The 20,356-nt window shown below is 71.6% G+C and carries 18 protein-coding genes; 7 read left to right on the top strand and 11 right to left on the bottom strand.

Annotation, left to right across the window (positions count from 1 at the left end; all coding sequences use genetic code 11):
• Nucleotides 1-131 precede the first annotated feature (131 nt).
• The gene (locus BLV72_RS21310) at nucleotides 132-1,802 is read left to right on the top strand and encodes a sodium:solute symporter family protein (protein WP_093464145.1); all 1,671 of its coding nucleotides are present in this window, start codon (nucleotides 132-134) and stop codon (nucleotides 1,800-1,802) included.
• Between the two features lie 27 nt (nucleotides 1,803-1,829).
• Nucleotides 1,830-2,228 (top strand): hypothetical protein, encoded by a 399-nt coding sequence (locus tag BLV72_RS21305; protein WP_093464144.1) that lies wholly within the window; start codon nucleotides 1,830-1,832, stop codon nucleotides 2,226-2,228.
• Nucleotides 2,229-2,312: 84 nt separating this feature from the next.
• On the opposite strand, the gene BLV72_RS21300 is transcribed toward BLV72_RS21305, so the two are convergent.
• From BLV72_RS21300 to rsmI, 9 genes are all read right to left on the bottom strand, one after another.
• On the bottom strand, nucleotides 2,313-3,053 hold the full coding sequence (locus BLV72_RS21300) for a response regulator transcription factor (RefSeq protein WP_093464142.1): 741 nt from the start codon (nucleotides 3,051-3,053) through the stop codon (nucleotides 2,313-2,315).
• 260 nt (nucleotides 3,054-3,313) lie between these two features.
• Nucleotides 3,314-5,149 (bottom strand): hypothetical protein, encoded by a 1,836-nt coding sequence (locus tag BLV72_RS21295; protein ID WP_093464140.1) that lies wholly within the window; start codon nucleotides 5,147-5,149, stop codon nucleotides 3,314-3,316.
• A gap of 302 nt (nucleotides 5,150-5,451) precedes the next feature.
• Nucleotides 5,452-7,269: an ABC-F family ATP-binding cassette domain-containing protein gene (locus tag BLV72_RS21290; protein ID WP_093464139.1), complete on the bottom strand. Its 1,818-nt coding sequence runs from the start codon at nucleotides 7,267-7,269 to the stop codon at nucleotides 5,452-5,454.
• A gap of 60 nt (nucleotides 7,270-7,329) precedes the next feature.
• Nucleotides 7,330-8,256 (bottom strand): 4-(cytidine 5'-diphospho)-2-C-methyl-D-erythritol kinase, encoded by a 927-nt coding sequence (locus BLV72_RS21285; RefSeq protein ID WP_244320894.1) that lies wholly within the window; start codon nucleotides 8,254-8,256, stop codon nucleotides 7,330-7,332.
• A gap of 88 nt (nucleotides 8,257-8,344) precedes the next feature.
• Nucleotides 8,345-9,211, bottom strand: coding sequence for a 16S rRNA (adenine(1518)-N(6)/adenine(1519)-N(6))-dimethyltransferase RsmA (gene rsmA, locus BLV72_RS21280; protein WP_059144775.1), 867 nt, complete (start codon nucleotides 9,209-9,211; stop codon nucleotides 8,345-8,347).
• 17 nt (nucleotides 9,212-9,228) lie between these two features.
• Nucleotides 9,229-10,428 carry a resuscitation-promoting factor gene (locus BLV72_RS21275; protein ID WP_244320892.1) on the bottom strand — a complete coding sequence of 400 codons (1,200 nt, stop codon included), beginning with the start codon at nucleotides 10,426-10,428 and terminating at the stop codon, nucleotides 9,229-9,231.
• Between the two features lie 130 nt (nucleotides 10,429-10,558).
• Nucleotides 10,559-11,479, bottom strand: a complete 921-nt coding sequence (locus BLV72_RS21270; RefSeq protein WP_093464134.1) for a TatD family hydrolase — start codon at nucleotides 11,477-11,479, stop codon at nucleotides 10,559-10,561.
• A gap of 162 nt (nucleotides 11,480-11,641) precedes the next feature.
• Nucleotides 11,642-12,136: a hypothetical protein gene (locus BLV72_RS21265; protein ID WP_093464133.1), complete on the bottom strand. Its 495-nt coding sequence runs from the start codon at nucleotides 12,134-12,136 to the stop codon at nucleotides 11,642-11,644.
• A 186-nt stretch (nucleotides 12,137-12,322) separates the two neighbouring features.
• The gene (gene rsmI / locus BLV72_RS21260) at nucleotides 12,323-13,198 is read right to left on the bottom strand and encodes a 16S rRNA (cytidine(1402)-2'-O)-methyltransferase (RefSeq protein WP_093464131.1); all 876 of its coding nucleotides are present in this window, start codon (nucleotides 13,196-13,198) and stop codon (nucleotides 12,323-12,325) included.
• A gap of 116 nt (nucleotides 13,199-13,314) precedes the next feature.
• On the opposite strand from rsmI, the gene BLV72_RS21255 reads away from it, so the two are divergent.
• The 4 genes from BLV72_RS21255 (at nucleotide 13,315) to BLV72_RS21240 (ending at nucleotide 18,436) form a co-directional block, all read left to right on the top strand.
• Nucleotides 13,315-15,093 (top strand): dolichyl-phosphate-mannose--protein mannosyltransferase, encoded by a 1,779-nt coding sequence (locus BLV72_RS21255; protein ID WP_093464130.1) that lies wholly within the window; start codon nucleotides 13,315-13,317, stop codon nucleotides 15,091-15,093.
• A 147-nt stretch (nucleotides 15,094-15,240) separates the two neighbouring features.
• Nucleotides 15,241-16,884 (top strand): penicillin-binding transpeptidase domain-containing protein, encoded by a 1,644-nt coding sequence (locus BLV72_RS21250; RefSeq protein WP_093464128.1) that lies wholly within the window; start codon nucleotides 15,241-15,243, stop codon nucleotides 16,882-16,884.
• A 155-nt stretch (nucleotides 16,885-17,039) separates the two neighbouring features.
• Nucleotides 17,040-17,540, top strand: coding sequence for a YbaK/EbsC family protein (locus BLV72_RS21245; RefSeq protein ID WP_093464127.1), 501 nt, complete (start codon nucleotides 17,040-17,042; stop codon nucleotides 17,538-17,540).
• On the top strand, nucleotides 17,537-18,436 hold the full coding sequence (locus BLV72_RS21240; RefSeq protein ID WP_093464125.1) for an EamA family transporter: 900 nt from the start codon (nucleotides 17,537-17,539) through the stop codon (nucleotides 18,434-18,436). Before BLV72_RS21245 ends, BLV72_RS21240 begins: the two co-directional genes overlap by 4 nt.
• A 51-nt stretch (nucleotides 18,437-18,487) precedes the next feature.
• On the opposite strand, the gene BLV72_RS21235 is transcribed toward BLV72_RS21240, so the two are convergent.
• Nucleotides 18,488-19,255, bottom strand: coding sequence for an alpha/beta fold hydrolase (locus tag BLV72_RS21235; RefSeq protein ID WP_093464124.1), 768 nt, complete (start codon nucleotides 19,253-19,255; stop codon nucleotides 18,488-18,490).
• Nucleotides 19,255-19,632 carry a DUF1330 domain-containing protein gene (locus tag BLV72_RS21230; protein ID WP_093464122.1) on the bottom strand — a complete coding sequence of 126 codons (378 nt, stop codon included), beginning with the start codon at nucleotides 19,630-19,632 and terminating at the stop codon, nucleotides 19,255-19,257. Before BLV72_RS21230 ends, BLV72_RS21235 begins: the two co-directional genes overlap by 1 nt.
• Before the next feature lie 74 nt (nucleotides 19,633-19,706).
• Here BLV72_RS21230 and BLV72_RS21225 point away from each other — a divergent pair, with 74 nt between their 5' ends.
• Complete coding sequence (locus BLV72_RS21225) at nucleotides 19,707-20,324, top strand: TetR/AcrR family transcriptional regulator (RefSeq protein WP_093464121.1); 618 nt, start codon at nucleotides 19,707-19,709, stop codon at nucleotides 20,322-20,324.
• Nucleotides 20,325-20,356 lie beyond the last annotated feature (32 nt).

The raw sequence follows: 20,356 nt of genomic DNA, 5'->3' as shown, positions 1-20,356 counted from the left end.
AACTCAACATAATGAACCACAAGCCAACAGCGGCGTCAATGCACGGTGAAGGCGCTCGGACAAACCACAAGAATTCGGATACGTTCACCGAACGTTTCTGGTGCATTCCGTTCAGGCGATGAGGCGAGACCATGCGCTATCTGGCCGAAGGGCTCCGGCTTCCCACCAACGCACTCGATTACACGATCCTGATCCTCTACTTCGTCGTCGTCCTCGGCGTGGGATTCGCCGCCAGAGCGAGCGTCAAGACCAGCCTCGACTTCTTTCTCTCCGGCCGGTCACTGCCCGCGTGGGTCACCGGCCTGGCCTTCGTCGCCGCGAATCTGGGCGCCCTGGAGATCCTGGGGATGGCCGCCAACGGCGCGCAGTACGGGGTGTACACCGTGCACTGGTACTGGGTCGGGGCGATTCCGGCCATGGTCTTCCTCGGCCTGGTGATGATGCCGTTCTACTACGGTTCCAAGGTACGGTCCGTCCCCGAGTTCCTGCTGCACCGCTACGGACCGTCCTCGCATCTGCTCAGCTCGATCATCTTCTCGATCGCGTCCGTACTGATCGCGGGCGTGAACCTCTACGCGATGGCGATCGTGGTGGAGGCGCTGCTGGGCTGGCCGCAGTGGGTGGCCATCGTGGTCGCGGGGCTCTTCGTGCTCGCGTACATCACCCTCGGCGGGCTCTCCTCGGCGATCTACAACGAGGTGCTGCAGTTCTTCGTGATCCTGGCCGCCCTCATCCCGCTCACCGTGGTCGGCCTGCGGCGGATCGGCGGCTTCGGGGGGCTCAAGGACTCACTGGTGGACTCCCACGGCCCCAATTTCGTCTCCGCCTGGGGCGGCACCGGCATCGGCTCCGCCAACCCACTGGGGGCCAACTGGCTCACCATCGTGCTGGGCCTCGGCTTCTGCCTGAGCTTCGGCTACTGGACGACCAACTTCGCCGAGGTGCAGCGCGCCCTGTCGGCCAGGAACCTCTCGGCCGCCCAGCGCACCCCGCTGATCGCCGCGTTTCCCAAGATGTTCATCCCGCTGATCGTGGTGGTTCCGGGGCTGATCTCGCTGGTCATGGATCCGGAGATCGGCTCGAAGACGAGCGGTCTGCAGTACAACGACGCGATTCCGCTGCTGATGAGCGAGCTGCTGCCGAACGGGGTGCTGGGGCTCGCGGTGACCGGGCTGCTGGCCGCCTTCATGGCGGGCATGGCGGCCAATGTGTCGTCCTTCAACACGGTCTTCACCCACGACATCTGGCGGGCGTACGTCAGGAAGGACCGGCCGGACGGGTACTACCTGCTGACCGGGCGGGTGGTGACGGCGATCGGCGTGCTGGCCGGTATGGGGACGGCCTTCATCGCCTCCTCGTTCAGCAACATCATGAACTACCTCCAGACGCTGTTCTCGTTCTTCAACGTGCCACTCTTCTGCGTCTTCATCATCGGGATGTTCTGGAAGCGGGCCACCTCCCAGGCCGGGTTCTGGGGGCTGCTCTGCGGCACCGTGGCCGCGATGATCAACTACTTCTGGCTCTACCGGGACGGTGTCATCTCCATCCCCAGCGACCAGGGCGCCAACTTCGTCTCCGCCATCGTGGCGTTCGTGGTCGGCGGGGTGGTGATGATCGCGGTGACCCCGTTCACCAAGCCCAAGCCGGTGGAGTCGCTGGCCGGACTGGTCTACGGGACCACCGCGCCGGGTGTGGCCGAGCCGCCGGCGCCGGGCGACGAGGCGTGGTATCGCCGCCCGGCCGTGCTGGGCTGGGGCGCGCTGATCCTCGCGGCCCTGTGCTACATCCCGTTCTCCCTGTGACCCTCCGGCGGATAAGGAGCCCACGCCATGAGTGAGGAGTACGAATACCGGTCCGAGGTCGAGGAGCTGGAGCAGAGGTCGGCGACCGCGGCGCGGCTGTTCGATGTGCGGCGGATCATCGGCGGGCTGTTCGTGATCTACGCGATCATCGTCCTCATCGCCGGGTTCACCGCCTCGGACGCGGATGTGAAGAAGGCATCGGGCATCAACATCAACCTCTGGACCGGATGGTGCATGCTCGCGGTCGGCCTGCTCTTCCTGCTGTGGATGAAGCTCAGGCCGCTGTCCGCCCCGGGGGCCGCGCCCAAGCCGGAGGCCGGGCCGGAGGGCGGGCCGGAGGGCGGGCCGGAGGGCGGGCCGGGGGCCGGGACCGAGGCAGGGCCCGGAGGGCCCGGAGCCGGAGGACCCGGAACCGGAGAGGGCTGAGCGGCGCGGGACGCCGCGCGCCGAGCCGCGGGGGCCCGGGCCACCGCGAACCAGCCCGCGGGGCTGCCAACCCGCCGACGCGGGCTACGGCGCCGACGCGGGCGGCTTGGGCGAGGGCGGCTGGAGCGAAGGCGACTGCGGCGCGGGCGACGCGATCCGGCGGGACGCCGCGCGGTCCAGCAGCCCGGTGCGCGCCGCCAGGGCCGCCGCCTCCAGCCGTGAGCCCACCCCGAGCTTCATCAGCACCCGCTGCACATGGGTGCGGGCCGTGCTGGGGGCGATCCCCATGCCCGCCGCGATCAGCCGGGTGTCCTCGCCCTCGGCGACCCGCACCAGCACCTCCACCTCGCGCGGGGTCAGCATGCGCAGCAGCCGGGCCCCCTCGTCGTCGGGCTGGGCGGCGGGGTTGAGCAGCTCCGCGAACGCTCCCTGGAGAAGCTGGGGCGCCACGGCAGCCTCGCCGGCGCGCGCCTTCATCATGGCGCGCTCGACGCCCTCGATCCGCTCGTCGTGGCGCACATAGCCGGACGCGCCGGCGGCGAAGGCGGCGGCTATGCCGCGCGGGCTCGGCACCGGGCCGAGCACCACGACCGCGACCTGCGGCCGCTCCTTCTTGATCTGCACCACCGGGTCGAACACCCCTGGTTCGGCGGGTGACGCCGTGCCCAGCAGGCACACCTCCGGTGCCCGGCTCACCACCAGGTCCGCCGCGCCCGCGCTCGGTGCCGCCGCGGCGAGCACCCGGTGCCCGCGCAGCTTCAGCGCCGAGGCGAGCGCCTCCGCGAGCAGACGGTGGTCATCGACCACCATGAGTCGCACGCCCATGAGCTCCCCCCATTCGCTCAGGGGGGAAAGCTACACGCTTGTTCGACGTTGCGCGCCCCTTACCGGGCAGAAGCCCCCCGGAATGCCGAAATCCCGGCCATTAGTGCCTACTTGAGGTCCGGTTGACGTCTGAATCGGACCGATGCGGCCGGGTTCCGCGCGGGCGTGTGCCCCGGCGCTCCGCCGGGGCGAAAAGCGGCGGCCCGCCCGTACGGTGGGTACGGGCGGGGCCGCCGGGAGCGGGGCGGACGCCGAAGGGGTCAGCTCGCGCCGAAGATGATCGCCAGCGGGTCGTCCTTGTCGTAGGTGCCCGAGGGCTTGGTGGCGTAGACGTCGCTCATGAACAGGTGCTTCCCGGAGTAGATGATCTCCGAGTAGCTGGGGCTGAACTTCGACTCCACCTCATGGGAGGCGACGGGGTTCTGCAGCAGCTTGGTCTTGGCGTACGACTTGGGGTCGATCTGCCAGACCGCGCCGCCGGCCTCCCAGGTGCTCTCCTGGTAGGCGAGGACCGAGCCGTTCTCGTCGAGCCCGAGCGGGGTGAGCGCGGCGCCCTTGACCCCGTCCGTCTTCCCGATCGGCTTGCCGTTGGCCAGGCTGAACGCCACGATCTCGTTGGCCGTCGCGGCGGAGGAGTCGGTGCGGTCCTCGGAGCCGAGGAAGAGGGTGTTGGCCGACTTGGAGATGGCGAACTTCCGGCAGCCCTCGACGTTGGTCGACTCGCACTTGGCGTCGTACTTGCCGTTCTCGGTGCCGATCTTGCCGAGCACCTTGCCGGTCTTGGCGCTGTCGTCGACGGACAGGAAGTCCGAGACCGCCGAGCCGGTCGAGTCACCGGCGTCGAGGCCGATGACCAGCGGGTCGGTGGAGGCGACGTGGACGTAGTCGATGCCCTGCGAGACCTTGTAGGCCGACTTCACCGCGCCCGTCTTCGGGTTCAGCGTCTGGACCTGGATCTGCGGGTTGTCGTAGTCGCCGCAGCGGCGCACCGCGACCAGCTTGTCCTCGCCGCCCGCGTAGCCGTCGTCCGAGCACTGCTCGCCGGACTTCGGCTTCCACAGCGCCTGGCCCGAGGTGGACCAGGCGGCGCCGCCGCTGGTGCCGCCCGCGGCCACGGTGCCGCCGCCGAGGGTGACCTCGTCGAAGCGGACCTTCTCGTCACCCTCCTTGACGTTCCGGTGCCAGAGCATCTTGCCGTTCTTGAGGTCCAGCAGCCCGACCTCGGTGCAGCCGGGGTACTTGTCCTTGGCCGACGGCTTGGCCTCCTGGTAGAGGACCGTGGTCAGCCCGTCCTTGGTGAGGTGGTCGGAGGACCAGCAGACCGCGCCGTCCAGCGGGATCGTCCACTTCGCGGTGCCGCCGCTCAGCGGATAGCCGACGATCTTGTAGACGTCGGCCTTCACGAAGGTGTCGTCGGTGACCCACATGCCCTCGACGGTGATCTGGTCGGAGACCTTGGGCATCGGAACCTTGTTGAGCAGTTTGGCATCTACGGTCTTGGCGGGCTTGTCCCCGCCGCCCGTGGAACCGCTTGAAGAAGATCCCTGGCTGGACTCTTTGTCCTTGCCCTTGGCCTCACTGCCGCCGCCGTCGTCCTTGGTGGCGAACCAGATGCCGCCGCCGATGATCAGCGCGACCGCGACCACGGCGCTGACGATGATCGCCATGCGCTGCTTGGACTGGCCGGAGCTGCCGGGGCCGCCCGGGCCGGGGCTGCCGGGGAACTGGGGCTGCGGCGGCTGGCCGTACTGCTGCTGACCGTAAGGCTGCTGGCCGAATTGCGACTGACCGTAAGGCTGCTGGCCGTACTGGGGCTGCCCGTACTGCGGCTGACCGTAGGGCTGCTGGCCGGCGCCCGGCTGCTCCGGGTAGCCGTAGCCGCCGGCGCCCGGCGGGGGCGTCTGCGGCGGGGCGGGCGGTGCCGCCGGGGGCGGAGGCGGGGTCTGCGGTGGCTGACCGGGCGCCTGCGGATAGCCGTAACCCTGCTGGCCCCCAGGCGGCGTGGGCGGCTGCTGCGGATAGCCGTAACCAGGATCCTGCGGTGCCCCGAAGCCGCCCTGCGGCGGCTGGTTGGGCGGCGGAGGCGGCTGTGACATGCGAAATCCTTCAGGTGCGGGACCCATCGACCGACCGGCCTCCCCCGCGATCCCGGTGGTCAAAGCCCTCCGGGAAGGAGCGAATCGGACGTGGAACCCCGCCATTGAGCGGAAGGCAGGCGGGAGTTCTTTGTATCACCCGTAAGGGGCGCAATAGGGACCGGTTTCCAGGTCATCGACCAGCTGAGACCGGCCTGTGACGCGACCGTTGCCAGGGCGCGCGCCAGGGCCGCACAGTCTCTTCACACGATGCTTTCAGGCCACTCACATCGGAGGCGGCCCGCCCCTTGCCCCTCCGCCGCTCAGGCGTCGTCGGCCAGCTCCAGCCACCGGGTCTCCAGATCGTCCCGCTCCCCCGTCAGCTCGCGCAGTTGGGTGTCGAGCTCGGCGACCTTGGCGAAGTCCGTGGCGTGCTCGGCGATCCGCGTATGCAGGTCGGACTCCTGCTCGCTGATCCGGTCCAACCGCCGCTCGATCTTCTGGAGTTCCTTCTTCGCGGCGCGCTGCTCGGCCGCCGACCGCTGCCGGGCGACCTGTTCGTCCGGCTTCTGCTTGGCGGACGCCGCGGCCGGGGTGGCCGCGGCCAGGGCGCGCTGCCGCCGCTCCAGGTACTCGTCCACGCCGCGCGGCAGCATCCGCAGGGTGGCGTCGCCCAGCAGCGCGAGCACCCGGTCGGTGGTGCGCTCGATGAAGTAGCGGTCGTGGCTGATGACCACGAGCGAGCCGGGCCAGCTGTCGAGCACGTCCTCGAGCTGGGTCAGGGTCTCGATGTCCAGGTCGTTGGTGGGCTCGTCCAGGAAGAGCACATTGGGCTCGTCCATCAGCAGCCGCAGGATCTGCAGCCGGCGCCGCTCACCGCCGGAGAGATCGCCCACCGGCGTCCACTGCTTCTCCTTGGTGAAGCCGAACTTCTCGCACAGCTGAGAGGCGGTCATCTCCCGGCCCTTGCCGAGGTCGACGCGCTGCCGCACCTGCTCGACGGCCTCCAGGACCCGCAGGTTGCGGTCGAGTTCGGCGACCTCCTGGGAGAGATACGCGAGCTTTACGGTCTTGCCGACCGTGATCCGGCCCGCGGCGGGCTGCTGTTCGCCCTCACTGCGGGCGGCCTCGGACAGGGCGCGCAGCAGCGAGGTCTTGCCCGCGCCGTTCACCCCCACCAGGCCGATTCGGTCGCCGGGCCCCAGCTGCCAGGTCAGATGCTTGAGCAGCACCTTGGGCCCGGCGGTGACGGTCACGTCCTCCAGGTCGAAGACGGTCTTGCCGAGCCGGGAGTTCGCGAACCGCATCAGCTCGGCGCTGTCGCGCGGCGCCGGCACATCGGCGATCAGCGCGTTGGCGGCCTCGATGCGGAAGCGGGGCTTGCTGGTGCGGGCGGGGGCGCCGCGGCGCAGCCAGGCGAGCTCCTTGCGCATCAGGTTCTGCCGCTTGGTCTCCTCGGTGGCGGCGATGCGCTCGCGCTCGGCGCGGGCGAAGACGTAGTCGCTGTAGCCGCCCTCGTACTCATGGACGGCGCCGCGCTGGACGTCCCACATCCGGGTGCAGACCTGGTCGAGGAACCAGCGGTCGTGGGTGACCACCACCAGGGCCGAGCGGCGGGCGCGCAGATGCCCGGCCAGCCAGGAGATGCCCTCGACGTCGAGGTGGTTGGTGGGCTCGTCGAGAACGATCAGGTCCTGCTCGGCGATCAGCAGCTTGGCGAGCGCGATACGGCGGCGCTCACCGCCGGAGAGCGGACCGATGACGGTGTCGAGCCCCTGCGGGAAGCCGGCCAGGTCGAGCCCGCCGAACAGCCCGGTGAGCACATCCCGGATCTTGGCGTTGCCCGCCCACTCGTGGTCGGCGAGGTCGCCGATCACCTCATGGCGGACGGTGGCCTCGGGGTCGAGGGAGTCGTGCTGGGTGAGCACGCCGAGCCGCAGATCCCCGGAGTGGGTGACGCGGCCGTCGTCGGCGGGCTCCAGCTTGGCGAGGATCCGGATGAGCGTGGTCTTGCCGTCGCCGTTGCGGCCGACGACGCCGATGCGGTCGCCCTCGTTCACTCCGAGGGAGACGCCGTCCAGCAGCGCACGCGTGCCGTACACCTTGCCGACGGATTCAACGTTGACCAGGTTGGTCGCCATCACACTCCATTACGCGGATCGATCGGCTCCCCAGGGTAGTCGCCGTGCGGGGCGCTTCGCTCAGGCGTCCACGAGCCGTGCCCCGGGGACCGGACCGGAGGTGATCCGGACCGTGCGGCAGGTGCCCGAGGCGGCCAGCGCGCCCGCCACCGCCTGCGCGGCCTCGGTGTCCTTGGCCAGGAAGGCGCAGGTCGGTCCGGAGCCGGAGACGAGGGAGGCGAGCGCGCCCGCGTCCGCACCGGCGCGCAGAGTGGCGGCGAGCGCGGGGCGCAGCGAGAGCGCGGCGGGCTGCAGATCGTTGGACACGGCGGCGGCCAGCGCGGTGGCGTCGCCGGTGCGCAGCGCGTTCAGCAGCACCGGGGAGGGCTCGGGGTCCGGGACGTCGGCGGCGCCCGCGCCCGCGCCGGACGTCTCGCGCAGCCGGTCGCATTCGCGGTAGACGGCGGGGGTGGACAGTCCGCCGTCGGCCACGGCGAACACCCAGTGGAAGGTGCCGCCGGTCTCCAGCGGGGTCAGCAGCTCGCCCCGGCCCCGGCCGAGGGCGGCGCCGCCGACGAGGCTGAACGGGATGTCGCTGCCCAAGTCGGCGCAGATGTCGAGGAGTTCCTCGCGGGTCGCCTTCGTCCCCCACAGCGCGTCGCAGGCCAGCAGCGCCCCGGCGGCATCGGCACTGCCGCCCGCCATGCCGCCCGCGACGGGGATGTCCTTGGCGATGTGGAGGTGGACACCGGGCGCGATGCCGTGCCGTTCGGCGAGGGCGACGGCGGCGCGGGCGGCCAGGTTGGTGTGATCCAGCGGCACCTGACCGGCGTCCGCGCCCTCGACGGTGATGCGGAGGGTGTCGGCGGGGGTGGCCGTGACCTCGTCGTGGAGCCCGACGGCGAGGAAGACGTTGGCCAGGTCGTGGAACCCGTCGGGGCGCAGCCCGCCGACCGCGAGCTGGACATTGACCTTGGCGGGCACACGGGCGGTCACGGGGCGGGTCACGGGGCTCCTCGGTGGGGTTCGGTGTTCCGGTGCGGCCATTGTCCCGCCTGTGGGGTGGGGAACGAGGCCGCCGCAGGCCAGGCCGGGGTCAGGCCGCGGGGCCGTGTTCGGCGATCGCCGCGAAGTCCTCCACCGTCAGCGATTCCCCGCGCGCCTGCGGGGAGACCCCCGCGGCCTTCAGGGCCTCCTCCGCGGCCCCCGCAGACCCGGCCCAACCCGCAAGCGCCGCCCTGAGCGTCTTGCGGCGCTGGGCGAACGCCGCGTCGACGACCGCGAAGACCTCGTCCCGGGTGGCGGTGGTGCGCAGGGGCTCGTCCCGGCGTATCAGCGAGACCAGGCCGGAGTCGACGTTGGGGGCGGGCCAGAAGACGTTGCGGCCGATCGCGCCCGCGCGCTTGACGTGGGCGTACCAGGCGGCCTTCACGGAGGGGACGCCGTAGACCTTGGAGCCGGGCGGGGCGGCGAGGCGATCGGCGACCTCGGACTGGACCATGACCAGGGTCCGCTCGATGGTCGGGAAGCGCCCGAGCATATGGAGCAGCACGGGCACGGCGACGTTGTAGGGCAGGTTGGCGACCAGGGCGGTCGGGGCGGGGCCCGGCAGTTCGGTCAGCCGCAGGGCGTCGTGGTGCACCAGCGCGAAGTGGTCGGCGCGGTGCGGCAGCCGGGCCTCGACGGTGGCGGGGAGCGCGGCGGCGAGGACGTCGTCGATCTCGACGGCGGTGACCCGGTCGGCGGCCTCCAGCAGCGCGAGGGTCAGCGAGCCGAGCCCGGGGCCGACCTCGACGACCACGTCCTCGGGGCGCACCCCGGCGGTCCGGACGATCCGGCGGACCGTGTTGGCGTCGATGACGAAGTTCTGGCCGCGCTGCTTGGTCGGGCGTACGCCGAGCCGTGCCGCGAGGGCGCGGATGTCGGCGGGGCCGAGCAGGACGTCGGGATCGGTGGAGCTCACCGGCAAAGTTTAGGGGGTCACTGATGCAGCTTGCGGCCGCACGTCGGCCAGGGGCCGGTGCCGCGCTGTTGGTAGAGCTTCTTGGCGCGGTAGGTCTGTTCGGCCGGGGGCGCGTCCTGGGGGCGGCCGTGGCCGCCGAGGTCGCGCCAGGTGCCCTGGTCGAGTTGGTAGAGGCCGCCGTAGCGGCCGGAGCCGTCGACCGCGTCCGCCCGGCCGCCCGATTCGCAGTGCGCCATCGCCCGCCAGTTGAGGCCGTCGGCCGGGCCGCCGACCCGGGCGGGCACGATCATGGTGCCGACCCGGACGATCCGGGCCACCGGCGGCTTGACGATCTCGCTGCGGAGCTTCCGCGGCCGCTGCCGTACGCCGTTGACGCTGCGCACCCGGTAGCTGGTGCGCAGGGTGCCCGGTTCGCCGGGCCGTTCCACGAGCTCGGTGCCCTTGGGGAGGGTGGGGTCGGCGCGGCGGACGGTGGTGAAGGGCACCGGCTCGTCGCGGACCTCCTTGCCGCCGGTGATCCGCATCACCGTCACCGTCTGGCCGTCGCGCGGGAAGCTGTCCTGGGGGACGGAGGTGGTGTCCTGGCCGCGCAGGGTGAGCCCGGTGGCGGCGAGGGCCTCGCCGACGGTGGCCGCGTTGGTGCGGATGGTGTGTTCGCGCCCGTCGGCGAGGAAGGTGACGGTGCGCTCGGTGCGCACGTGCAGGAGCAGGCCGCGGCTGGTGATGGCGGCGGAGCGGGAGGCGGAGAGATACGCGCCCTCGGCACGTACGCCCAGTTGGCGCAGTGCGCCGTCAACCGTGTGGGCGGTGGTCCACACCCGGCGGCGCTCCCCGTCGAGGGTGAGGGTGACCGGGCGGCCGTAGCGGACGGCGATCTCGTCGCCGTTGGCGAGCCGCTCCCCGGGCGCGGGGGCGACGATGTCGTGCTCGCCGACGTGGACGTCCTCGTCCGCCAGCAGCTCGCCCACGTCGTCGGCGTAGGTGTGCAGGGTGCGCGCGTCGCCGTCGATGCTGAGCCGTACGGCCTTGTCCTGGGCGACGAAGGCGGAGGTGCCGCCCGCCAGCGCGGCGACCACCATCGCCTGCGGCAGCAGCCGGCGCATCGGGTCGGTCCGGCCGACGGCGCCGCGGCGGGCGGCTCGGCGGGCGGCGGCTCGGCCGCCCGAGACGCGGTGGCTGCCCCTACGACTCACAAGAACACTCCCGTAACACTCCACAAGTCCACTGGTCAGGGCGTTGAGTCCGGGACTGTAGCGGAGTGGGGGTGACTCTCCAAAGCGCCACCATCACGCAGTGTGATCACTTGCTTTGGATCGCCACCGCCCCTCAGGAGGCGCCACCGCCCCCTCAATAGCCGAAGACACGCGCCGTATTGGCCGCTACGGCGGTCGCCAGGGTGTCCTCCGGGACGCCCTTGACCTCGGCCATGGCCCGCAGGGTGAGCGGAATCAGATACGGAGCGTTAGGCCGTCCGCGGTAGGGGACGGGGGTCAGGAACGGCGCGTCGGTCTCGACGAGGACGAGGTCGAGCGGGGCGACGGCGAGGGCGTCGCGCAGCGGCTGGGCGTTCTTGAAGGTGACGTTGCCCGCGAACGACATGTGGTAGCCGCGCTCGGCGCAGATCTTCGCCATGGCCGCGTCGCCGGAGTAGCAGTGAAAGACGACGGTGTCGGGCGCGCCCTCCTCGGCGAGCACCCGCAGCACATCGTCGTGGGCCTCACGGTCGTGGATGACCAGCGCCTTGCCGTGCTCCTTGGCGATGGCGATATGGCGGCGGAACGAGCGCTCCTGGGCGGCCATGCCGTCGGGGCCGGTGCGGAAGTAGTCCAGGCCGGTCTCGCCCACGCCCCGCACCTGGGGCAGGGCGGCGAGGGCCGCTATCTGGTCGAGCGCCGCGTCCAGGGCGGCGTCGCCGCCGGGCTCCCGCGCCCCCTGCCGGGACCAGCCGTCCGGGTCGCCGAGGACGATGCGGGGCGCCTCGTTGGGGTGCAGGGCCACAGTGGCCCAGACGCTCTCGTGTGCCGCCGCGGTCTCGGCCGCCCACCGGGACCCGGCCAGATCGCATCCCACCTGGACGACGGTCGTCACGCCGACCGAGGCGGCCTTGGCCAGTGCCTCCTCGACCGTGCCCGGCTGCATGTCCAGGTGGGTGTGGGAATCGGCGACCGGGACCCGCAGGGGCTCCGGCGGCGGCGGGGGCGCGTCCTTTTCCTTTTGCGCGCCGCTCGCCTTGCCGCTGCCGCCGGAGGTCGATGTTGTTTTCGCCATGGTCGCGATTCTATGAATCCCGGTGAATGTGCGGTGAATCGCGTCCGGCCGCTCAGTTGCCCCGCGCCCGGCTCAAGTGAACCGGCCCATGGGAACCGGCTCAGGTGAACCGGCCCAGGTGAACCCGCTCAGGCGAAAGAGCTCATATGAACCGGAACGTACTCAGTCGCGGTGGTGCTGAAAGGGGTGCAGCAGATTCGCCAGATGCCAATGGTGCGCACGGCGTCGCGCGGGGCCCTCGTTTTCCGGCGCGTGATCCGTCCCGGTGCCCGTCCCGGCCTCCGCTCCATCCGCCCCGTCCGGCGCGCCGGTGCCCGCCTCCGGGCCCCGGGCGGTGTGCGGCCTCCCGCGCCGCGCACTCTCCAGGACCGAGGAGACCTGCCCCGAGCGCATGATCCGCACCAGATGCGCACCGCAGTTGACGCAGTCGGGGCTCGTCAGCGGGGACGGAACACGCAGGCCGCCGGTGAAGTAGACGACGAAGGCCCGGCCCTCGCCGTCCACGTGGTGTTCGATGTCGTACGACCGCTCCCAGCCGTGCCCGCACTTCATGCAGGCGAAGGCGTAGGCCTCGTGGGCCACCTCGCCGGGCCCGGCGGAGGGGGTGTGGGCGGCTATCGGATGAGCACCGCTCGAGGTTCCCGCTATATCGCTCATGGCAGCTCCTCTTGTCACACAGGACAAGTCTTCCGGGATGGGATCGCCCCAGGTCTTCCACACCCAGTGGACGCCTTTCCCGGCGCTACCGCATCGGCCCTTCCCTCTCTTTGAGCGAGATTTGGCACCGGCCTTCCCAAAACCGGCACGCAGCTGCCCGGCTACTAACCTGAGCTTTGCCTTTCGCTACGGTGCTTTACCTTCTCGTGGCGCGCTTCCCGTCGCGTTCTTCGCCGCCACCACGGCGTCGAACACCTGCCGTTTGGGCAGCCCGGCCTCCTGCGCGACCGCGGCGATGGCCTCCTTACGGCGCTCACCGGCCTCCTCGCGCACCGCGACCCGGCGGGCCAGCTCGGCGGGGCCCGCCTCCTCGGGGCCGGGCGCGGGGGCGCCCTCGACCACGATGGTGATCTCGCCGCGCACGCCCTCCGCCGCCCAGGCGGCCAGCTCCGCCAGCGGGCCGCGCCGCACCTCCTCGTACGTCTTGGTCAGCTCCCGGCACACCGCGGCGCGGCGGTCCGGGCCGAACACCTCGGCCATGGCCGCCAGGGTGTCGTCCAGCCGGTGCGGGGCCTCGAACCAGACCAGGGTGCGGCGCTCGTCGGCGACCTCGCGCAGCCGGGTCAGCCGCTCCCCCGTCTTGCGCGGCGGGAACCCCTCGAAGCAGAAGCGGTCCACCGGCAGCCCGGACACGGCCAGGGCGGTGAGCACCGCGGACGGGCCGGGCACGGCGGTGACGGTGATCCCGCGCTCCACGGCGGCGGCCACCAGGCGGTAGCCGGGGTCGGAGACCGACGGCATGCCCGCGTCGGTGACCAGCAGCACCCGGGCGCCCTCGGCCAGCGACTCGACCAGCTCGGGCGTGCGGGCCGACTCGTTGCCCTCGAAATAGGACACCACCCGCGCGGCCGGGCGCACATCCAGGGCCTGGGTGAGGCGGCGCAGCCGCCGGGTGTCCTCGGCGGCGATCACGTCGGCGGCCGCGAGTTCGGCGGCCAGCCGCGGGGGCGCGTCCGCCGTGTCGCCGATGGGGGTCCCTGCCAGTACGAGCGTTCCAGTCACGCCCCCCATCCTCGCAGCCGCCCGCGGCGGCCCGGCGCGCCCGCCGCCCCGGGTACGAATCCCCGTTCGCCGCCTTTCCCCACCACACTCACAGACCCCTTCCCTACGATGGCCCGGTGAGCAGTGACACCGCGACCCACGCCCAGCCGGGCAAAGCCACCGGCCAGCAGCAGCCGGCCTGGCAGCGCCGGCTGCGCCGCTTCGGATACGCGGGCCAGACCCGGCCCGGCGTACGGGAGCGGTTGGTCCCGCCGTACGCGGAGCCGGGCACCCGGCTCTGGGAGGTCTTCGGCGCGACCCCCTCGGCGGCGGCCAGAATCGCCCGCTGGAGCGGCTGGGGCGGTCCGCTGCTGGTCGCGCTGTGCGCCGGGCTGACCCGCTTCTGGCGGCTGGGCAGCCCGGACAACGTCATATTCGACGAGACGTACTACGCCAAGGACGCCTGGTCGATCTGGGAGTACGGCTACGAGGGCACCTGGCCAAAGGGCGCCAACGACCGGATCCTGGAGTCCCCGCAGCACATCCCGCTCGGCGACGCGGCCTCGTATGTGGTGCACCCGCCGGTGGGCAAGTGGGTGATCGGCCTCGGCGAGCAGCTCTTCGGGCTGCATCCGTTCGGCTGGCGCTTCATGGTCGCGCTGCTCGGCACGGTTTCGGTGCTGATGCTGTGCCGGATCGGGCGGCGGCTGTTCCGGTCGACGTTCCTCGGCTGTCTGGCGGGCGCGCTGATGGCCGTGGACGGGCTGCACTACGTGATGAGCCGCACGGCCCTGCTCGACCTGGTCGTGATGTTCTTCGTGCTGGCCGCCTTCGGCTGCCTGCTCGTCGACCGGGACCAGGCGCGCGCCCGGCTGGCGGCGGCGCTGCCGGCCGGTGAGGACGGCACGCCGCGGACGGACCCGGCGGTCGCCCGGGGCCTGAAGCTGGGCGCGCGGCCGTGGCGGATCGCGGCCGGGGTGCTGCTGGGCCTGGCGGCCGGCACCAAGTGGAACGGGCTGTATGTGCTGGCGGCCTTCGGTCTGATGACCGTCCTGTGGGACGTCGGCAGCCGCCGTACGGCGGGCGCCCTCCGCCCCTACCGGGCGGTGCTGCGGCGCGATCTGGGCTGGGCGTTCGTCTCGCTGGTGCCTGTGGCGATCGTCACGTACATCGCCTCCTGGTCGGGCTGGTTCGCCTCGAGCGGCACCTTCGACCGGGGGCGCGGCTGGCAGCACAGCGGCTACTTCCGGCACTGGGCCGAATCGCGGAAGCCGGACGGCGGCGGCTATGGCACCGGCGGCGCCTTCGACTGGCTGCTCAACCCGCTGCGCAGCCTGTGGCACTACGAGTCCGAGGTTTACCAGTTCCACGTCAACCTGGACTCGCCGCATGTCTACCAGTCCAATCCGTGGAGCTGGATGGTGCAGTCCCGCCCGGTCTCGTACTTCTACGAGTCCCCGCGGGCCGGCCAGGAGGGCTGCCCCACCGACGCCGCCGAGAAGTGCGCCCGCGAGGTGCTGGCGCTCGGCACCCCGCTGCTGTGGTGGACGGCCTGTTTCGCGCTGCTGTACCTGCTGTTCCGGTGGGCGCTGCGGCGCGACTGGCGGGCGGGCGCGATCCTGTGCGGGATCGCGGCGGGCTATCTGCCGTGGTTCCTCTACCAGGACCGGACGATCTTCTCCTTCTACGCCGTCGTCTTCGTGCCCTTCCTGTGCCTGGCGGTGGCGATGATGATCGGCGCGCTGCTGGGGCCACCGGGGGCGAGCGAGACCCGCAGGGTGATCGGCGCCGTCGGCTCGGGCGCGCTCGTCCTGCTGATCATCTGGAACTTCATCTACTTCTTCCCGCTCTACACGGGCCAGACGATGCCGATGGACTCCTGGCGCGCCCGGATGTGGCTGGATACCTGGATCTGATCCCCGGCCCGCCGTCCGGATCCGGCCCCCGCCCCCGCGCCCCCTACGGTGAGGGCGCGGGGGCTTCGCTTGGTGCCGGTAGAGTGCCGGGCACCGCGGCCTCCATCGACTGATGGGGGCTATCGAGAACACTGTGGGGGTTCTGTAATGCGGAGTGGCGCGAGAGCCGCGATCGTCGGTGCGGTGTTCGCCGCCATGGTCGGTGTTGCCGGTTGCGGCAGCGGCCAGGACGATTCATCCAGTGCGAAGGACGGTGCGAGCGCCGGCTCGGGTGACGACAAGCCGTCCCTGAAGAACGTGAAGACCGGCCCGCCCAGCGCGGCCGAGGTCAAGACCACCGCCCGCGCGTTCCTGGCGGCCTGGTCGGCGGGCGAGACGGCGAAGGCCGCCGCGCTTACGGACGACACCGGCGCGGCCACCACGGCGCTGGGCGACTACCGCAAGAAGGCCCATGTGGCCAAGGTGGCGCTGGAGCCGGGGTCGGCGAGCGGTGCGAAGGTGCCGTTCTCGGTCAACGCCCAGATCTCCTCCGGCGGTCGCAGCGTCCCCTGGACGTATGAATCCTCGATGACCGTCACGCGCGACACCAAGACCGGTAAGCCGGTCGTCGCCTGGAAGCCCTCGGTGGTGCAGCCCGACCTCGCCGAGGGCGACACCCTGAGGACCGGCGCGTCCGAGGCGCCGCCGATCAAGGCGGTGGACCGCGACGGCAAGGAGCTGACCGCCGCCGAGCACCCGACCCTCAAGACCATCCTGGCCGCGCTGCGCGAGCGGTACGGCAAGAAGGCGGGCGGCAAGGCGGGCGTGGAGACCTATATCGAGCGCGCCAAGGGCTCCAAGTCCCCCGACAAGACGCTGAAGGTGCTCTCCAAGGGCACCCCGGGCACGCTCCGTACGACGATCGACGCATCGCTGCAGAGCACCGCCGAGCAGCAGGTGAGCAAGCGCACCAAGGCGTCGGTGGTGGCGGTCAAGCCCAGCACCGGTGAGATCCTCGCGGTGGCCAACTCCCCCGCGAGCGGCTTCAACACCGCCCTGCAGGGCTCGTACGCACCCGGCTCGACGATGAAGATCATCACCTCGGCGACGCTGATCGACAAGGGTCTGGCGGCGTACGGCAAGGCCCATCCGTGCCCCAAGTACTTCAGTTACGGGGGCTGGAAGTTCCAGAACGACAAGAAGTTCGAGATCAAGAACGGCACCTTCGAGCAGAGCTTCGCCCGCTCCTGCAACACGGCCTTCATCAGCCAGGCGGGAAAGCTGAAGAACGACGACCTGACCAACGAGGCCCGGAACGTCTTCGGCATCGGGCTCAACTGGCAGACCGGCGTGCCCTCCTTCGACGGTGCGGTGCCGGTGCAGTCGGCGGCCTCCAAGGCCGCCTCGCTGATCGGCCAGGGCGGGGTGCGGATGAACCCGCTCAACATGGCGTCGGTCGCGGCCACGGCCTCCACCGGCACCTTCCGCCAGCCGTACCTGGTCGCGCCGTCGCTGGACGACCGGACGCTGGCCAAGGCGAGCAAGACGATGAAGTCGAGCACCCATGACCAGCTGCGCAAGCTGATGCGGCTGACGGCCACCTCGGGCACCGCCGCCGAGGCGATGGCCGGGATGAGCGGCGACTTCGGCGCCAAGACCGGTTCGGCCGAGGTGGACAACCAGGAGAAGCCCAACGGCTGGTTCAGCGCGTACCGCGATGACATCGCGGCCGCCGGTGTGGTCCCCGAGGGCGGCCACGGCGGCGACACCGCGGGCCCGATGGTGGCGGCGCTGCTGCGCGCGGGCGGCTGAGCCGGAAGTTCCCTCTGGTTCCGCCGGTCTGACGGCACAGGAGACGGGCGAGCGCTCAAGCGCCCGCCCGTCTCCTTCGCGTTCGGCCGACCGGCCGGTGCGACCTCGGGGAAATGCCCTGGCGTGGGCGGCGGGCCCGTGGATAGCGTCGCTCCATGGCCGATCCCACACCCACCCCTGACACCGCCGCCCACCCCCGCTTCGCCGACGCCCTGCGCGAGCTCGGCCTGGCTGTCGAGGTGCGCCGGTTCCCCGATGCCACCCGCACCGCCGCCGAGGCCGCCGCGGCCATCGGCTGTGAGCTGAGCCAGATCGTCAAGTCGCTGGTCTTCGAGGCGGACGGACAGCCGGTGGTGGTGCTGATGGACGGGGCGTCACGGGTCGACGTCGAGCTCGTACGGCACGAACTGGCCGCCGGGAGCGTCCGCCGGGCGAACGCGGCGCTGGTACGGGAGACCACCGGTTACGCCATCGGTGGGGTGCCGCCCTTCGGCCACCGCACCCGCACCCGCGTCCTCGCGGACCGCCGGCTGCTGGACCACGAGACCGTATGGGCCGCGGCGGGCAACCCGCACACCGTCTTCCCGCTCGCCCCCAAGACCCTGATCGCGCATGCCGACGGCACCCTGGTGGATGTGCGCGAGCGGTCCGCGTGACCCCGCTCGTCGCGGCCGCGGTGCTCATCGCGGCCGTCACCCACGCGTCGTGGAACGCCATCGCGCACGGCATCCGTGACCAGCTGCTCGCCTTCACGCTGGTGGGTGGCGGCGGGGCGCTGTGCGGGCTGGCGCTGCTGCCGTTCGCCCCGCTGCCCGCGGCGGACGCCTGGCCGTATCTGCTGGCCTCCGCGGCCATCCATGTGGTCTATCAGCTGCTGCTCATGCGCTCGTTCCACCTGGGCGACTTCGGCCAGATGTACCCCATCGCGCGCGGCACCGCCCCGCTGGTGGTGACCGTGGCCGCCGCGGTCTTCGTCGGCGAGCGGCCGGACCGCTGGCAGGCGGCGGGAATCGCGCTGGCCTCGGCCGGGCTGGTGGGGGTGGCGCTGTGGGGCGTCAGGGGCTCCCGCCACGCCGACGACGAGGAAGGCGGGCAGGACGGCGGGGAGCACGGCGGGGCCGCACCGCGGTGGCTCGCCCTTACGGCCGCCATCGCCACCGGGCTGTCCATCGCCGCGTACACCGTCGTGGACGGCCTGGGGGTACGCGCCTCCGGCAGCGCGCCCGGCTACATCGCCTGGCTGATGATCCTGGAGGGCTTCGCCATCCCCGCCTGCGCCCTGGCCATCCGCCGCGGTGCGCTCCTCCGCCAACTGCGCCCCGTCGCGGCGCGCGGACTGCTCGGCGGACTGCTGTCGGTCTCCGCCTACGGCCTGGTCCTCTGGGCCCAGACCCAGGCCGAACTCGCCCCGGTCGCGGCGCTGCGCGAATCGTCGATCATCGTGGGCGCGGCGATCGGGACGCTGTTCTTCAAGGAGCGGTTCGGCGGTCCGAGGATCGCGGCGGCGGGGCTGATGGTGGCGGGCATCGGGCTGATGCTGCACGCGAGTTGATGCACTACGTGCTTCGGGCCGCCTCTCGTCGCGACATCCAGGTGTATGCGACTACGCGTGGTCCAGCGACGCCCAGAAGCGGGTGAGCGCCTCCGCCCCGCGGGCGGGGTCGTGCGTCATCCACCAGTGGCCCAGCCCGTCGAGGACCTCCACCCGGGCACCGGCGCGGCGCGCGGCGCGGCGTCGCTGCTCGGCGGTTCCGACCGCGTGGTCCTCGGTGGCGAGGAACACGAGTCCCGGCCGCCGTGCCGCGTTTTCCAGGTTCCGGCCGAGCTCGGCCATCACCGGTGGCATGGCGGAGGTGTAGAGCGCGATCACGGCCCGGCCCATCGCCTCGTTCTGCCCCTGGGCGACCCACTCGGCCGCCGTCTCGCCCATCCCCCGCTCGACGAGCGTGGCGATCCGCTGCTCGACGGGGGCTCCGAAGCGCGCGGCCACATCGGCCTCTCCGATTCCCGGTGTCTGCCATCGCCGGGCGAGCTCATGCCAGACGTAGTCGGGTTCGAAGGCCGCGATCGTGTCGCTGGCCCAGCTGCGTACCAGCTCCGGGCGGCTCATCACCGCGTTGAGGACGTGTCCGCCGCCCCAGTCGTGGCCCACCAGGTCCACGGGCTCGGCGAAGCGTGTCAGCTCCTCGATCAGCCAGTCGCGGTACTCCCCGACGGTCGCCCCGAATCCGGGCGGCAGCGGCGCGCCGAACCCGGGCGGGGACAGGCAGACGAGGTCGGCCGGAGCAGCGCCGGCGGCCTTCAGTTCGGCGAGCAGGTGATCCCAGACGGCCGCCGTCTCGGGATTGCCGTGTACGAAGACGGCGGACATCAGACCACGCTCCCCTGGAGCGGCACGGTCGGCTGCAGGACCGATTCCACCAGCGCCTCGCTACGGAAATGGGACGCCGCCCGATAGTCGGGGTCACGGATCATGTCGGCGAACGCCTGGCGGCTGGGGTAGCGCACCAGGAGCACCGCGTCCCATGCCTGCCCCTCCTCGGCGACCAGGGCCCGACCGCCGTCCCCGAGGTACTCCACCCGCAATCCGTACCGCGCGTTGATCTCCGGGCCCAGCGCATCGACGTAGCGCTGGTAGCTCTCACGACCGCCGTCCGGGCGGAACCGCAGCAGGTTCAGCATCACCACGGGGCCGCCGGGATCTTCGGCCAGCAGCGCGTCGAGGGCGCGCTCATCCATGTCGATCATCGAAACCTCCAGTCAGGATGAGTGGCACCGTATAAACTTGTTGGACAACACGCAAGTTAGTGAGGACTCTCGTCATGACGACCCCCCGCCGCACCCAGAAGCAGCGTCGCGACCAGGCCGAAGCCGCATTGCTGGCGGCCGCCGCCGAGCTGGTCGTCGAGCAGGGAGTGCGCTCGCTGACGCTGGCGCGGGTGGGTGAGCGAGCCGGGTACAGCCGCGGAATCGTCACCCACCACTTCGGCTCGAAGCAGGCCCTCCTCGAGCTCCTGGCCCGCACCGCACAATCCGGGTTCGTGCCGGGCCTGGCCGATCTGCCCCCAGGGCTGGACCGCCTCCTGCGGCTAGTCAACGGCTACATCGGCGAACTCGGCCAGGTGGGCGCCGCCAGTCGCGCGTTCCTGCTGCTGTGGGCCGAGGCGGCCACCATGCCCGAACTGGCACCGATCTTCCGCGAGCGGGACGCGTCGTTCAGGGCCGATCTGCGCGACGATGTGGCGGCCGGTATCGCCGACGGCACCATCCGCCACGACCTCGCGCCCGAGGAGGTCGCGGTGGCGATCGTCGGACAGCTACGGGGCATCGGACTGCAACGACTTCTCGACCCCGGCGCCGTCGACACCGAACGCCTGCGGCGGTCGGTCACCGAGCAGTGGCGCCGGGCGCTGGCCACCCCACCACCGCGGCAGCCATGAGCAGGCGGCTCGCCCCCCGAACTCCGTTGACC

The organism is Streptomyces melanosporofaciens (genome assembly GCF_900105695.1).
Taxonomy (GTDB): Bacteria; Actinomycetota; Actinomycetes; order Streptomycetales; family Streptomycetaceae; genus Streptomyces; species Streptomyces antimycoticus.
Note: the sequence above shows the minus strand (reverse complement) of the source record. Positions and strands in the feature narration are given on the sequence as shown.

Excerpts from the sequence above, each read along its gene's own strand:
- BLV72_RS21310 (WP_093464145.1), top strand. The coding sequence starts at position 132 with ATGCGCTATCTGGCCGAAGGGCTCCGGCTTCCCACCAACGCACTCGAT.
- BLV72_RS21305 (WP_093464144.1), top strand. The coding sequence starts at position 1,830 with ATGAGTGAGGAGTACGAATACCGGTCCGAGGTCGAGGAGCTGGAGCAG.
- BLV72_RS21300 (WP_093464142.1), bottom strand. The coding sequence starts at position 3,053 with ATGGGCGTGCGACTCATGGTGGTCGATGACCACCGTCTGCTCGCGGAG.
- BLV72_RS21295 (WP_093464140.1), bottom strand. The coding sequence starts at position 5,149 with ATGTCACAGCCGCCTCCGCCGCCCAACCAGCCGCCGCAGGGCGGCTTC.
- BLV72_RS21290 (WP_093464139.1), bottom strand. The coding sequence starts at position 7,269 with ATGGCGACCAACCTGGTCAACGTTGAATCCGTCGGCAAGGTGTACGGC.
- BLV72_RS21270 (WP_093464134.1), bottom strand. The coding sequence starts at position 11,479 with ATGGCGAAAACAACATCGACCTCCGGCGGCAGCGGCAAGGCGAGCGGC.
- BLV72_RS21265 (WP_093464133.1), bottom strand. The coding sequence starts at position 12,136 with ATGAGCGATATAGCGGGAACCTCGAGCGGTGCTCATCCGATAGCCGCC.
- BLV72_RS21250 (WP_093464128.1), top strand. The coding sequence starts at position 15,241 with ATGCGGAGTGGCGCGAGAGCCGCGATCGTCGGTGCGGTGTTCGCCGCC.
- BLV72_RS21245 (WP_093464127.1), top strand. The coding sequence starts at position 17,040 with ATGGCCGATCCCACACCCACCCCTGACACCGCCGCCCACCCCCGCTTC.
- BLV72_RS21235 (WP_093464124.1), bottom strand. The coding sequence starts at position 19,255 with ATGTCCGCCGTCTTCGTACACGGCAATCCCGAGACGGCGGCCGTCTGG.
- BLV72_RS21230 (WP_093464122.1), bottom strand. The coding sequence starts at position 19,632 with ATGATCGACATGGATGAGCGCGCCCTCGACGCGCTGCTGGCCGAAGAT.
- BLV72_RS21225 (WP_093464121.1), top strand. The coding sequence starts at position 19,707 with ATGACGACCCCCCGCCGCACCCAGAAGCAGCGTCGCGACCAGGCCGAA.